General features: G+C 73.7%; 10 protein-coding genes and 1 pseudogene. 6 read left to right on the forward strand and 5 right to left on the reverse strand.

The window, feature by feature from the left end:
- Positions 1-471 precede the first annotated feature (471 nt).
- Positions 472-1101: a TetR/AcrR family transcriptional regulator gene (locus ACP4IX_RS11510; RefSeq protein WP_426522939.1), complete on the reverse strand. Its 630-nt coding sequence runs from the start codon at positions 1099-1101 to the stop codon at positions 472-474.
- Positions 1102-1372: 271 nt separating this feature from the next.
- Here ACP4IX_RS11510 and ACP4IX_RS11515 point away from each other — a divergent pair.
- From ACP4IX_RS11515 to ACP4IX_RS11525, 3 genes and pseudogenes are all read left to right on the forward strand, one after another.
- A pseudogene (locus ACP4IX_RS11515) lies at positions 1373-1972 on the forward strand (SAV_6107 family HEPN domain-containing protein); the annotation flags it as partial.
- 337 nt (positions 1973-2309) lie between these two features.
- Positions 2310-3137 carry a methyltransferase gene (locus ACP4IX_RS11520; protein WP_426522938.1) on the forward strand — a complete coding sequence of 276 codons (828 nt, stop codon included), beginning with the start codon at positions 2310-2312 and terminating at the stop codon, positions 3135-3137.
- Positions 3138-3413: 276 nt separating this feature from the next.
- Entirely contained in the window at positions 3414-3815 is a 402-nt protein-coding gene (locus ACP4IX_RS11525) for a spore wall synthesis complex protein (protein WP_019327988.1), read from the forward strand.
- 313 nt (positions 3816-4128) lie between these two features.
- On the opposite strand, the gene ACP4IX_RS11530 is transcribed toward ACP4IX_RS11525, so the two are convergent.
- The 4 genes from ACP4IX_RS11530 to ACP4IX_RS11545 all read right to left on the reverse strand — a co-directional run bounded on the left by ACP4IX_RS11530 (position 4129) and on the right by ACP4IX_RS11545 (position 9880).
- Positions 4129-6519: a transglutaminase TgpA family protein gene (locus ACP4IX_RS11530; RefSeq protein WP_426555426.1), complete on the reverse strand. Its 2391-nt coding sequence runs from the start codon at positions 6517-6519 to the stop codon at positions 4129-4131.
- A 115-nt stretch (positions 6520-6634) separates the two neighbouring features.
- Positions 6635-7999 (reverse strand): DUF58 domain-containing protein, encoded by a 1365-nt coding sequence (locus ACP4IX_RS11535; protein ID WP_426522936.1) that lies wholly within the window; start codon positions 7997-7999, stop codon positions 6635-6637.
- The gene (locus ACP4IX_RS11540; protein WP_426522935.1) at positions 7999-9072 is read right to left on the reverse strand and encodes an AAA family ATPase; all 1074 of its coding nucleotides are present in this window, start codon (positions 9070-9072) and stop codon (positions 7999-8001) included. Before ACP4IX_RS11540 ends, ACP4IX_RS11535 begins: the two co-directional genes overlap by 1 nt.
- Positions 9073-9331: 259 nt before the next feature.
- Positions 9332-9880, reverse strand: a complete 549-nt coding sequence (locus ACP4IX_RS11545) for a beta-class carbonic anhydrase (RefSeq protein WP_426522934.1) — start codon at positions 9878-9880, stop codon at positions 9332-9334.
- 424 nt (positions 9881-10304) lie between these two features.
- Here ACP4IX_RS11545 and rsmH point away from each other — a divergent pair, with 424 nt between their 5' ends.
- Genes rsmH through ACP4IX_RS11560 form a run of 3 tightly spaced genes read left to right on the forward strand, consistent with a single transcriptional unit; the run spans position 10305 to position 13749 of the window.
- Positions 10305-11261 (forward strand): 16S rRNA (cytosine(1402)-N(4))-methyltransferase RsmH, encoded by a 957-nt coding sequence (rsmH, locus tag ACP4IX_RS11550; protein WP_426522933.1) that lies wholly within the window; start codon positions 10305-10307, stop codon positions 11259-11261.
- A 59-nt stretch (positions 11262-11320) separates the two neighbouring features.
- Positions 11321-11785, forward strand: coding sequence for a septum formation initiator family protein (locus ACP4IX_RS11555; protein ID WP_426522932.1), 465 nt, complete (start codon positions 11321-11323; stop codon positions 11783-11785).
- The gene (locus ACP4IX_RS11560; protein ID WP_426555427.1) at positions 11782-13749 is read left to right on the forward strand and encodes a penicillin-binding transpeptidase domain-containing protein; all 1968 of its coding nucleotides are present in this window, start codon (positions 11782-11784) and stop codon (positions 13747-13749) included. The genes ACP4IX_RS11555 and ACP4IX_RS11560 overlap by 4 nt, the downstream gene beginning before the upstream one ends.
- Positions 13750-13940: the final 191 nt, after the last annotated feature.

Below are 13940 nucleotides of genomic sequence, written 5' to 3' on the forward strand. Positions count from 1 at the left end.
CCACCGACAGTCCGGGTCCAGGGGCCGGGCCGCGCACCTGCGGGAACGGCCGACGGCGGGCCGCGGCTGAGTACCGGGACGGGCGCGCGCGTGACCGGCCGGTGACGCACCGCCCTGAGCCGGGGCGCGCACGACTGAGTACCCGTACCTAGCCCGGTAGATGAGTACGCACGCGGATGGGGTGCGACCTGCGGGAACGAGAGAGTGGAGACACGGAGAGGGGCACGGCTCCCAGCCGGCGACACGGGGCGCCGGATCGGAGCCGGGCCCGCGATCCGCTCCTTCCGCCGGCCGCGGTCGGCGGGAGCGAGGCACGGGGGAGCCCGGGGGGACCGACCGGGAACGGGGGTTCCAACGGGGGGACGTACGGGGGAACAGGAGAAGGCGCCGGTCCGACGGTGGCCCGCGGGGGACGCGGCCGCCACGGGCCGGCGCTCTTCGTGCGCGGCCGGCGGCTCGTGCGCGGTCGCTTCAGGGGCGGCCGCTCACGCGTCCCTGGAGCAGTCGGGACAGGGCCGCGTGCACGTCGTCGAGGGAGCGTTCCGCCTGGAACGCCTTCCAGTCCAGCGCCGCCACCAGGACCATGCCGACCAGGGCCGCGGCGGTCAGCGGTACGTCGATCTCCTCGCTGAACTCACCGCGTGCCACCCCCTCGCGCAGCACGCCCTCCACCACCGCTACGGCCTCCTGCCGGACCACCAGCAGCGTGGACTGCCAGGCCCGGTTGGTACGCCACAGCTCGGCCACGTACAGCTGGGTGAAGGCCGGGTAGCGGTCGATGAAGACGAGCCCCGCGCGGATCATCTCGTCCAGGGCGTCGACCCGGCCGCGGCCCTCCCGCGCCGTCCGCTGTGCCGCCTCCCGCAGCGATGCGGTGAGGAGCCCGACACCATGGCGCAGCAACTCCTCGAAGAGGACGGACTTGCTGGCGAAGTTGTAGTAGACCGTGCCCTTCGCGACCCCGGCGCGTTCGGCGATCTCGTCCACGGTGGTGGCGGAGAAGCCCTGCTCGGCGATGAGGGTGACGGCCGCCTCGTAGAGCTTCTGCCGGGTGGCCTCGCGACGGCCGCTGCCCTGCGAGACGGCGCTGCTGCTTTCCATGGTCCTGATTGTCACAGCACCCTCCCCGCGGACGTCACCGCAGGGCCCGCGGGGGCCGAAGGCCCGGGTTCCGGGTACGGCCGGTCGGGCACCTCGGCCGGGAACGGTGCGCCGGGCTCCGCGCCGGCCCGGTCGGCACGCACCGCGAACCGGACCTTCGACCGAGGCGAAAGCCCAGGTCGGGGCGGATTGTCAGTGGCATACCTCACGATGGGCACATACGGCACCTCTTGCCAGGGCGTGCCGTCACGGAGACGACAGGAGGATCGTCATGGCCCACTCGTCCGCAGCCGCCGCCCGGTGGCGCCGCGCAGCCGGCCCTGCACCCTCACTGACCGGCCCGGCGAGCGACGTGCACCCCGTGCTCCGCCGGACCAGCGCCCCGCCCGCCGCCCTCGACCTGCTCGCCCAGGCCCGGTCCGGACTGGAAGAGGCCGCCGTCCTCGAAACACCGAACGAGCGGTACGCGACGGCTCATCTCGCCGCCCTGCGCGCGGCGGCCGCGGTGCTCGCCGCACGAGGCCGCCCCGAGACCACCCCGCGGGCCCGGTCCCGCATCCGCAGCGCCTGGGAGGTGCTCCCCGAGATCGCACCCGAGCTCTCCGACTGGAGCGCGCTGTTCGCCTCCGGCGCCCCGCGCCGGGCGCGGGCCGAGGCGGGCATCCGGGGCGCGGCCAGCCGGCGGGACGCCGACGACCTGATACGCGACGTGGCGGTGTTCCTGCGCCTCGTGGAGCGGATGCTGGCCCTCCAGCCCGTCCTGCCCCGGCCCCGGCCCGACGCGGACCGGCCGGCCACGGACCGCCTGGACGGGCCGGGTTCCGCCGGGCCGGGCCCTGCCCGCCCGAGGGACGCCCGTCCCGACTCCGGATACCCGGACGCCGACCGGTCCGGTTCCGGACGGGGCCGCTTCGACCGCCCGGGCGCGGGCCGCCCCGGTTTCGACCGCCCCGGCCGTGACCGGCCGGGCGGTGGCCCACCGGGGGACGGCCGGACGGGTCAGCACCTGCCGGACGCGGGATGAGCGCCCCGGGCAGCGGGAACACAGGGCACCTGAGGGGCCGGTGGTGCGCGATGGCCGGTCGGCCCACCGGAGGCAATAGGGTGGGAGGCGCCTGAAGCCTGCCCCTTCCCGCACCCGGGCCGGGGCGGCAGCCCGTTCGCTCCGCCCCTGCCCGAGGCGGTGCCGCGCCGAGGAGTCAACTGCCGTGTCGGAGCCGATGCGCCCGCCCGTCTCCCCCCACCGCCCGCAAACGGCGTCGCCGCGCTCCGACCCGTCCCGTTCCCGCGCCGCCCTGCGCACCGCTGTGGTCTGGGACGTTCTCCAGGACGCCCTGGACCGCCGGGTCAAGGCCACGGGCCGCCAGGCGCTGGACGTCCTGGACACCGGTGGCGGCAGCGGCAACTTCGCGGTGCCCGTGGCACGCCTCGGCCACCGCGTCACCGTCGTCGACCCGAGCCCCAACGCACTGTTCGCCCTGGAGCGCCGCGCCGCCGAGGCCGACGTCGCCGACCGCGTCCGGGGCGTCCAGGGAGACGCCCACGGCCTCTTCGACGTGGTCGAGCGCGGCGGCTACGACATCGTGCTGTGCCACGGCGTCCTGGAGTACGTGGACGACCCCGCGGAGGGCATCCGCAACGTGGTGGCCGCCCTGCGCGCCGAGGGCGTCCTCAGCCTGCTCGCCGCGGGCCTCGGCGGGGCCGTGCTGGCGCGTGCCCTGGCCGGCCACTTCACGGAGGCCCGGCAGGCGCTCGGCGACCCGGACGGCCGCTGGGGCACGGGTGACCCCGTGCCGCGCCGGTTCACCGCCGAGCAGCTCACCGGACTGGTCGAGGCCGCGGGGCTCCGGATCGGCGCCGTGCACGGCGTGCGGGTCTTCGCCGACCTCGTCCCGGGAGTGCTGGTGGACACGGAGCCCGGTGCCATGGAGGCGCTGCTGAAGCTGGAGGCCGCGGCGGCCGAACTGGCCGCGTTCCACTCCGTGGCCACACAGCTTCACGTGCTCGGTGAGACGCGAGGGGCCCAGGAGACCTGAGTCGCCCGGTGGGTAAGGCGCTGATCAGGGGCGCGACTGCAGATGGAGTACGCCACAGGCCCCCCGAACGGGGGCCAGTCGCCGTATGATCGAGGGAGACCGCCCGGCATGACGGGTCGGCCGCTGGGGAATGGGAACTTCAGCAGCCGGCACGGCCATGACGGAAACCGGTTGGCCAATTGGCGTAGAGGGGCGGGTTTCACGGGGGCGATTCCCTGCCTATCCTGAAGGGACCCCCCCGGGTCGCCCCGGCGACTGCACGATGAGGAGGACTCCGTGCCGCTCTCGGAGCACGAGCAGCGCATGCTCGAGCAGATGGAGCGAGCGCTGTACGCCGAAGATCCCAAGTTCGCGACAGCGCTCGAGGGAAGCGGGCTGCGTACGTACACCCGGCGACGGGTCTACCAGGCGGTCGCGGGCTTCCTCGTAGGTATTGCGCTCCTCATGGCCGGTATGGTCGCCCAGCAGGTCTGGCTCAGTGTGGTGGGTTTCCTCGTCATGCTGGGCTGCGCGGTCCTCGCCGTGACCGGCTGGCGCAAGGCACCGAAGCCGGGCGAGCAGCCCGCCGCCGGTGCCGGACCACAGGCGCGCCGCCAGGGGCGGCAGAAACGCTCCATGATGGACCGCATCGACGAGCGCTGGCAGCGCCGCCGGGATGAGCAGCAGGGCGGCCAGTAGCTTCCGGGGCCGCTCGTCAGGACATCCGCGTGAGGGGGTGACCACCGTCCGGGTGGTCACCCCCTCACGCGTACCCGTGTGTGCCCGGAGTCCGTGCCCACGCGCCGCGCGCGCTCCGTCTCTCCGCGTCCGGGACCCGTACGGCTGTGTCCCAAGCCCGGGTCACCAGTGGCTGTGCCTCCCGTCCGGAGCCCGAGTGGCTGCTCGGGCTCCGGACGGGGGCGACTGTGACTCCGGGCCCCGGTCCCGCGCCCTGTCCCGCGGGCCCGGTCCTGCCGGTCCCGCCCCGCGGGACACGCCCGCGGGGCCCCGCTCAGCCCTGCTGCCCCGATGCCTTCCGGAACGTCGGCCGGGCCGCCGCGGCGCGCTGTTTCAGCGCCGCCCACCTGGCCGACACCGCCCAGGACACCCGCACGGTCGAACGCGGGGCGAACCGCGCACGCAGCCGCGTGCCCCGGCCGGCCGTGGCCCGCAGGCCGGCGCTCGCCCGGTGGACGTCCTCCGTGAGGCCCGCCGTCGGGCGGGGCCGGGGTGCGTAGAGAACCTGCTCCACGGCATCCGCCACCCGGTGCACCGCCGCCGCGGCCGTCGGCTCGAGCTGCCTGAGCCGGACGATCCGGGCCGCCGCCTTGCGCGGGGTCTGCGACTCCTCCGGCAGGATGCCGAAGTCCCATGCCGTGTCGGTCAGCTCCTGCCAGACCGCGAGGGTGTGCGGCCCCGCGTCCGCCCCGGTGCGGCCGTGCGCCCCCAGCCGTACCGACCGGGTGCGCAGCCGCCACAGCATCGGTGCGAGCGGGACCAGCAGCACCGCGAGCCCTCCCAGGACCCAGGCCGGCACCACGTACCACTTCGGTCCGTTCCCGCCGGCGACCGGTGCGGCCGCCGCGGACTCGCTGGCGCAGGCGTCCAGCTTCTTGTCCTGAGCCGTGCAGCTCTCGCTCGCCGAGGGCGCCGCCGAGGGCTCCGTCTCCGGGTTCCGGGACGGCAGCTCGGGGTCGGGCACCGTGCTGCCGGGCGTCTCCGTCAGCGTGTACGACGGGGTCGACCCGCGCGTCGGCGTCGGCTCGAAGCGGGTCCAGCCCACGCCCTCGAAGTACACCTCGGGCCAGGCATGGGCGTCCCGCAGCCCCACCGACACCGAGCCGTCCGCCTGAGGGGAACCCGGCGCGAAGCCGACCGCGACCCTGGCCGGGATGTCCAGGGAACGGGCCATCGCCGCCATGGCGAAGGAGAAGTGGACGCAGAAGCCTTGCTTGTCCGCGAGGAAACGGGCGATCGCCTGCGAGCCGCTGCCGACCTTGACCTTGGTGTCGTACTCGAAACCGCCGTTGACCGCGAAGTACTCCTGGAGCTTGACCGCCTGCTCGTAGGGGTTCGCCGCGCCGGCGGTGACCTGTCGGGCGGTTCGGGAGACCACGTCGGGCAGCGAGTCCGGCAGCTCGGTGTACTCCTGCTGCAGCGCCGGGGGCGGCTGGGGGGCGGCGGCGAGCTGGTCCGCCGTCGGCCGCACGTTCAGGCTCCGTACCTCGTACGCCACGCCGCGGGTGTTCTGACCGTGGTCGCCGACCAGGGTCATGCCGACCGGTTCGTAGCGCCAGTTGCCCGCCACCCGCACGCCGCTCGGCGGGTACGGCATGGGCAGCCAGTCCTGGGCGTACCAGTCCGCGGCCCTGATGGCGGTCCGGGTCTCCGTGCGCTCGATGTCGGGACCGAGGCCGGCCGGCGTGGGGAACGTGCCGTCCGGCACGGCGGTGATGTCCCGCTTGGACGGCTTCCAGGTGGTGCCGTCGAAGTCGTCCAGGGACACGATGCGCAGGTACAGGTTCGACAGGTCGTTCGCGTCGGTCTCGACGGAGAGGACCTGCCGGTTCTCGTCGACGTTGAGACTGTCGCGCAGGGAGACCAGCGGGTTCACCGCGGAGATCGTGCCGCCGCCCCCGGTCCCGGAACCGGCGCCCGTCCTGGCGCTGTCCAGCAGCCCGCCGTTCATCGCGGGCAGGGCGAGCGGTACCACCAGGGCGACGCCCAGAGCGAACGCGCCGATGCGCCGCCCGGTGCGGACCGGGGCGACGGCGCCGCTCTGCTCCCCGCCCGGGGTGCGTGGCGTGCCGCCGAAGACCCGGCCCCACTGTGAGAGCCGGTCACGTCCCTCGGCCAGGAGCAGCATCAGGTAGCCGACCGCCGCGACGAGGAACCACAGCCAGTCGGTGCCGCCCTCGGACAGCCCCGCGGCCACCGAGTAGAGCGCGAGCAGCGGCAGTCCGGCGGGGGCGGCGCTGCGGAAGGTCACCGCGAGCGTGTCCACCAGCAGCCCGATCACCAGGACGCCGCCGACCAGCATCAGCCGGATGCCGTCGGACTCCAGCGGCGCCGGGATCGCGTACCGGGCTATGTCGTCGCCGCCCTGTCGCAGCAGGTCGGCGAAGCGCTGAACGGCCTGTGGACCGGGGATCAGCCCGGCGAGCGCCTGCTGCCGGGCGAAGACCAGGGTCAGGAGCACCAGCGTGACCAGGGCCTGCACGGCGATGGTCAGCGGCCGGGCCAGCGGGACCCGGCGGGCCGCCGCGCCCACCCCGGCCTGGACCGCCAGCAGGAGCGCGGCCTGCAGGATCCAGGTGGCCGGGTCGACCAGGGGAAGCAGCGCGCACGCCGCCATCAGCGTGGCCGCCCACGCACACAGAGCCAGCCGCGCCCGCCCACTCATCGTGTGCCCTCCCGGCCGGTGGCCGTCGTGGAACCGGTGTGCCCGCGGCCCGCCGGTCGCTCGTGTCGTTCGGGTGCGGCCGCCGAGGCGCTCGGTGTCGGTCGTGCCGGTGCGTTCATCGCGTGCCCTCCCCGCCGCTCGCCGTCGCGAGGCCGGCGCGTTCGTGGTCCGCCAGGCGCCAGAGCTCTTCCAGGGGGGTGCCCCGCGGCACGTTCACGGCCGTCCAGCCCGCATCGCGCAGCATCCGGAGCCGTTGCGTGCCCCTGTCCGACGGACCGGGCGCGTCGGCCGGCTCCCGCGCCCAGGCCGCGGAGTCCAGGACGAAGGCGACGGCGCCGCCGCTGCGCTGCCGCATCTTGGCGGCCACCGCGGCCTGCTCCTCGTCCAGGTCGCCGAAGAACGCCACGAGCAGCCCCTCGTTCCCGCCGCGCAGCACGTCGTACGCCCGGGACAGGCCCGTGCCCTCGGAGTGGTCGATCACCGCGAGGGTGTCCATCATCAGCCCGGCCGCGTCGGCCGCGCCCTGGCCGGCACCCGCGAAGCCGTCGGCGCCCTCGCCGGGTACCGAGTTCCCGGTGTCGGTGAGCAGCCGGACCGAGAAGCCCCGCTCCAGCATGTGCACCAGCACGGACGCCGCACCCGACACCGCCCACTCGAAGGCCGAGTCGGGACCCGCGCCCTCGAAGGCCCCGCCCCGGGTGTCCAGCAGCACCGTGCAGCGGGCGCGCTGCGGCTGCTCCTCGCGGCGCACCATCAGCTCGCCGTACCGCGCGGTGGAGCGCCAGTGCACGCGGCGCAGGTCGTCGCCGTAGCGGTACCCGCGCGGGATCACGTCGTCGTCGCCCGCCAGCGCCAGCGAGCGCTGCAGGCCCTCGCCGTACCCCTTCGCCTCCCCGCTCAGCCGCACCGGCGGCAACGCCTCCACGCGCGGGATCACGGTCAGGGTGTCGTACGTCGAGAAGGACCGGGTCAGCTCGCACAGCCCGAAAGGGTCGGTCAGGCGCAGTTGGAGCGGGCCCAGCGGATAGCGGCCGCGCAGGTCGGAGCGGACCCGGTAGGACACCTCGCGGCGACCGCCCGGCTCCACCCGGTCGAGCACGAAGCGGGGGCGCGGTCCGAGCACGTAGGGCACCCGGTCCTGGAGCATCAGCAGGCCCGTGGGCAGCCGCGAGACGTTGTCGATCCGCAGGTGCACCCGGGCCTCGCTGCCCGCGGGCACCCGCCCGGGGGAGAGCCGGCGGCTGCCCGCGACCCGGTACCGGGTGCGGTAGAGCACGGTCGCGCAGAGCAGCGGCAGCACACCCAGCAGCAGTCCGACGCGCAGCAGGTCGCTCTGGCCGAGGACGTAGGCGCAGACCGCGGCGGCGATACCGGCGGCCAGGAAGGAACGCCCGCGGGTGGTCAGACCGGCCAGGGCGGTGCGGATGCCACCGCCCTCGCCCCGGTCGTCCTGGGACCGGTCCGCCCCCCCGGCGTCCATCACAGCCTCCGCGGCGGTTGCCGGTCGTACGCCGGCGAGCCGTGGCCCACGCCGAAGCCCGTCTGCTGCTGCGACGCCGCGGGCACCGGGGTGCGCTGCAGGATCTCCTGGACGACCTGCTCGGCGGTGCGGCGGTTGAGCTGCGCCTGGGCGGTGGGCAGCAGGCGGTGGGCCAGGACGGCGACCGCGAGGGCCTGCACGTCGTCCGGCAGCGCGTACTCCCGGCCGCTCAGGGCGGCGGACGCCTTCGCCGCGCGCAGCAGATGCAGCGTGGCGCGCGGCGAGGCGCCGAGTCTGAGGTCCGGGTGGGTGCGCGTGGCGCCGACCAGGTCGACGGCGTACCGCCGCACCGGGTCGGCGACGTGGACGGCCCGGACCGTCTCGATCAGCTTCAGGATGTCGTGCGCGTGTGCCACCGGCTGCAGGTCGTCCAGCGGGTTCACCCCGCCGTGCACGTCGAGCATCTGCAGCTCGGCTTCCGGGCTGGGATAGCCGATGGAGACCCGCGCCATGAAGCGGTCGCGCTGCGCCTCCGGCAGCGGGTAGGTGCCCTCCATCTCGACCGGGTTCTGCGTCGCCACCACCATGAAGGGGCTGGGCAGCTCGTAGGTCTGGCCGTCGATGGTGACCTGGCGCTCCTCCATCGACTCCAGCAGCGCCGACTGCGTCTTCGGCGAGGCGCGGTTGATCTCGTCGCCGATCACCACCTGCGCGAAGATCGCGCCCGGTTTGAACTCGAAGTCACGGCGCTGCTGGTCCCAGATGGACACCCCGGTGATGTCCGAGGGCAGCAGGTCCGGCGTGAACTGGATCCGGCGCACGGAGCAGTCGACGGACCGGGCCAGCGCCTTGGCCAGCATGGTCTTGCCGACGCCCGGGACGTCCTCGATCAACAGGTGGCCCTCGGCGAGCAGCACGGTCAGCGAGAGCCGTACGACCTCGGGCTTGCCCTCGATCACGGCCTCCACGGAACCGCGCACCCGCTCCACCACAGCGGTCAGATCATCCCCCACGCTCGAATACGCTCGCGCGGGGGCACCCCCCTGGCTCGCTCGATCGTCATAGGTCGTCACCGGCCCTCCTCGGCCTTTCCCCGCGCTTCGTGAGAAGCGGGAGTACCCCAACGTGCCGGGCCGGCCCCCGGATCGCGGACCGGCCCACCCCGAATCACGGACAGCGCGCCGAAAAAGTTCCGCGCGACACCACTTCACGCATTCTTGCTGCCGTTACCGATTCGTGTCACTCGCCTGTGGGCAACTGGCCGCGATATTTCGGGCCTTGCGGCCTTTTGCGGCGCTTGCGCGGTGGGAGTCATCGGGGCGGGCGACCGGGTCAGGCGGGAGCGATCTCGCGCAGCAGACCCGTCTTCACGTCGAAGACGAAACCGCGCACGTCCTCGGTGTGCAGCAGGAACGGTGAGGTGCGCACCCGCTCGATCGACTGCCGCACGTCCTGGTCGGCGTCCCGGAAGGCCTCCACCGCCCACGCCGGGCGCTGGCCGACCTCCAGCTCCAGGTCGTGCCGGAACTCCTCGGTGAGGGACTCCATGCCGCACCCGGTGTGGTGGATGAGGACCACACTGCGGGTGCCGAGCGCCCGCTGGCTGATGGTGAGCGAGCGGATCACGTCGTCGGTGACGACACCGCCCGCGTTGCGGATGGTGTGGCAGTCACCGAGCTTCAGGCCGAGCGCGGCGTGCAGGTCGAGGCGCGCGTCCATGCAGGCCACGACGGCGACGCGCTGGACGGGACGGGCGTCCATCCCGGGGTCGGTGAACGCGGCGGCGTAGCGCTCGTTCGCCTCGACGAGCCGGTCGGTGACGGTGCGGTCGCCGGCCTTCGCGGATTCGGAGCCGACGGGTACCGATGCAGAAGTCGTCATATCCATGACGTTACTGGCCGACCTCCTCCGCGGCCCGCTGCGAAGCGGGACAAAGAACGTCATCGAGGCTTGGTGTGAGCCAACCCACAGGGTGGTGCGCACGCGTCCGTACGAGTGAAAAGCCGCGCGGCACCGGTTTGCGGACGCCGGCGGCCGCGACGCGCAGGCCGGTTGATTGACCGGGCGACAGGGTGGACTAAAGTGACGCGAAGCGGGAGGCGAGGCTCTCACCGCTGGACTGCATTCCCCGGAGACCTGGGCGACGTCCCGCCAGTTCTCCCCACGTGCGCGGCGCGTACGTACGGCTCGGCCTCCTCCCGCTCCCGGCCGGCCGACGCTTCCGGCGCCGGCAGGCCTCCCCTTCACGAGCGGGAGGGGACCCGGCGGTGCGTGACGCCGCGCCGGACCTGAGAGGCCGCCCCACTTGAGCCAGAGTCGACACGTCCCGGTGATGCTCCAGCGGTGTCTGGACCTGCTGGCACCCGCCCTGACGGAGCCGGGGGCCGTGGTCGTCGACTGCACGCTGGGACTCGGCGGACACAGCGAGGCCCTCCTCGAGCGCTTCCCCGAGGCCCGGCTCGTCGCCCTCGACCGGGACAAGGAGGCCCTGCGCCTGTCCGGCGAGCGGCTCGCGCCGTACGGCGAGCGCGCCACCCTCGTGCACGCCGTGTACGACGAGCTGCCCGACGTACTGGACCGGCTGGGCGTCCCGCGCGTCCAGGGCGTGCTGTTCGACCTCGGTGTCTCCTCGATGCAGCTCGACGAGGCGGACCGCGGCTTCGCCTACGCCCAGGACGCCCCGCTCGACATGCGGATGGACCAGACGACCGGCATGAGCGCCGCCGAGGTCCTCAACACCTACCCGCCGGGCGAACTCGTCCGCATCCTGCGCGCGTACGGCGAGGAGAAGCAGGCCAAGCGGATCGTGTCCGCGGTCGTGCGCGAGCGCGAGAAGGAGCCGTTCAGCAACAGCGCGCGCCTCGTGGAGCTGATCCGCGCGGCGCTGCCGCAGGCCGCCAAGCGCACCGGCGGCAACCCGGCCAAGCGCACCTTCCAGGCCCTGCGCATCGAGGTCAACGGCGAACTGTCCGTCCTGGAGCGGGCGATCCCGGCGGCCGTCGGGGCGCTCGCCGTGGGCGGCCGGATCGCGGTGCTGTCGTACCACTCCCTGGAGGACCGGCTGGTCAAGCAGGTGTTCGCGGCGGGGGCGGCCAACACCGCGCCGCCCGGACTGCCGGTCGTCCCCGAACGCTACGCGCCCCGGCTCAAGCTGCTCACGCGCGGTGCCGAACTTCCCACCGAGGAGGAGATCGCCGAGAACCGGCGGGCGGCACCGGCACGGCTGCGCGGAGCCCAGCGCATCAGGGAGTCCATCGAGTGAAGCGAGTGAGGCAGGGCAGGCGCGGGGACGGACGGCCCGCCCCGGCCGGGGGAGGGCGTGTGAGCAGGAAACCCGAACTGAGGGGGAGGGCGGCCCGGCTGGCGCAGCTCCTCCCGCCCGTCGGCGGACGCGGCCATGCGGCCCGGGCCCCGTTCGTCCTCCTGGTGGTCGTCCTCCTCGGCGGCGGCCTGATCGGGCTCCTGGTGCTGAACTCCGCCATGAGCGAGGGCTCCTTCCAGCTGGAAGACCTGAAGAAGGAGACGAAGGAGCTCACCGACGAGGAGCAGTCGTTGCAGCGGGACATCGACGCCTACTCCGCCCCCCGGGCCCTCCAGCGCCGCGCCCGTGAGCTGGGCATGGTGCCCGGCGGCGATCCCGCCTTCCTCGCTCCCGACGGCACGGTCAAGGGTTCGCCGAGACCCGCCTCCGCCGCGGCCACCCCGCTGGTCATCGCCCCCGAGGCGCTCACGGCGCCGGGTACCACCGCGGCCACCCCCGCCCCGAACCCGACTCCCGGCAGGTGACGGAAGTGTCCGACAGGGAACCGCCGCGCCGCCGAGTGCCCGGACCCGCGCGGCCCGCCGGCCCGGGCGGACGGCGACAGCCCGGCCCCGGCGCCCGGCCCACCCGCCGGCCGGCCTCGTCCCCGCAGGCCCCGCCCCGCGCCCTCCGGCTGGGCAGTCCGCGCCCGCGCCTGCGCATGATCGGCCTCGTGCTGACCCTGGTGCTCTGCGCCTTCGTCGTACGGCTGCTCCAGGTGCAGGCCGTCGACGCCGGCACGTACGCCGCCAAGGCCGAGCAGAACCGCTACGTCGTCCACACCCTGCCCGCCGAGCGCGGCGGGATCACCGACCGCAACGGCGTGGCCCTCGCGACCACCGTGGACGCCTACGACATCACCGCCGACCCCACGATGTTCACCCGGGAGCAGCTGGAGGTCGGCGACGGTCCCGAGCAGGCGGCGGCGCTCCTCGCGCCGATCCTCGGAGAGGACCAGGAGAAACTGGTCGAGCGGCTCCGCCCCGAGAACGAGGGACTGCGCTACGTCCGTCTCGCCCGCCGGCAGACCCCGCAGGTGTGGAACCAGATCAAGGACCTGAAGACCGCGCTGACGAAGAAGACGGAGACGGACAAGTCCGCGGTCAACGTCCTCGCGGGCGTCTTCGCCGACCCCAGCAGCAAGCGCGTGTACCCGGGCGGCGACCTCGCCGCCGGCATCATCGGCTGGGTCGGCGCGGACGGCAAGGGCGGCGGCGGCCTGGAACGGAAGCTGAACGACACGCTGGCCGGCGAGGACGGCGAGATCCGCTACGCGCAGTCCGGCGGACGCCAGGTGCCCACCGTCGGTTCCACCGAGACGCCGGCCGTGCCCGGCAGCGACGTCGAGCTCACCATCGACCGCGACATCCAGTGGGCCGCGCAGCACGCCATCAGCGAGCAGGTGAAGAAGTCCCGGGCGGACGGCGGCTACGTCATCGTCCAGGACACGGCCACCGGAGAGATCCTCGCCATGGCCAACTCGCCCGGCTTCGACCCGGGCGACCTCGCCCACGCCGACCCGGACGCGCTGGGCAACGCCGCCCTCCAGGACGCCTTCGAGCCCGGCTCCACCGCCAAGGTGATGTCGATGGCCGCCGTACTGGAGGAGAACGCCGCCACGCCGACGACCCACCTCACCATCCCGAACCGGCTCAAGCGCGGCGACCGGCTCTTCAAGGACGACGTCGACCATCCCACCTGGTACCTCACGCTCAACGGCGTGCTCGCCAAGTCCAGCAACATCGGCACCATCATGGCCACCGGCGAGCTGGGCAGGACCCAGGAGGAGGCCAACAAGGTGCTCTACTCCTACCTGCGCAAGTTCGGCATCGGCGGCTACAGCGGGCTCGGCTTCCCCGGCGAGACCAAGGGCATCCTGGCGCCGCCCGGCCAGTGGTCGACATCGCAGCAGTACACGATCCCTTTCGGCCAGGGCGTCTCCGTGAACGCGCTGCAGGCGGCCTCCGTGTACTCGACCATCGCCAACGGCGGCGTCCGCGTCGAGCCCACCCTGGTACGCGGCACCAAGGGGGACGACGGACGCTTCACCCCGTCCCCCGAGCCCAAGAAGACCCGTGTGATCAGTGAGAAGACGGCGAAGACCCTCTCGCAGATGCTGGAGTCCGTCGTCGACGACGAGGAGGGCACGGGCACCAAGGCCCGTATCCCCGGCTACCGCGTCGCGGGCAAGACGGGCACGGCCAACCGGGTGGATCCGGACACCGGCAAATACCACGGCTACACCTCGTCGTTCGCCGGGTTCGCCCCCGCCGACAAGCCCCGCGTCACCGTCTACTGCGCCATCCAGAACGCCACCGAGGGCAGCTACTTCGGCGGCCAGATCTGCGGCCCCATCTACAAGCAGGTCATGGAGTTCACCTTGAAGACCCTCCAGGTCCCGCCGACCGGGGCCGCCCCCGCGAACCTCCCGGTCACCTTCAAGCCCTGACCCCGGACGACGCATCCCGACCAGCAGCGAGCCCGTACCGAGCCAGCGCCGATTCAGTACCGAGCCACCAGGAACCACCCGTGACAACGATCACCCCCGATCCCGGGAACCAGAGCAGCCCCCGCCCCTCACTTCGCCCGGAAGCGGGTACGCCCGGTACGCTCACCGCCGTGCCACACGCTGATCAGTCC

The organism is Streptomyces sp. WG5 (genome assembly GCF_049974565.1).
GTDB lineage: Bacteria > Actinomycetota > Actinomycetes > Streptomycetales > Streptomycetaceae > Streptomyces.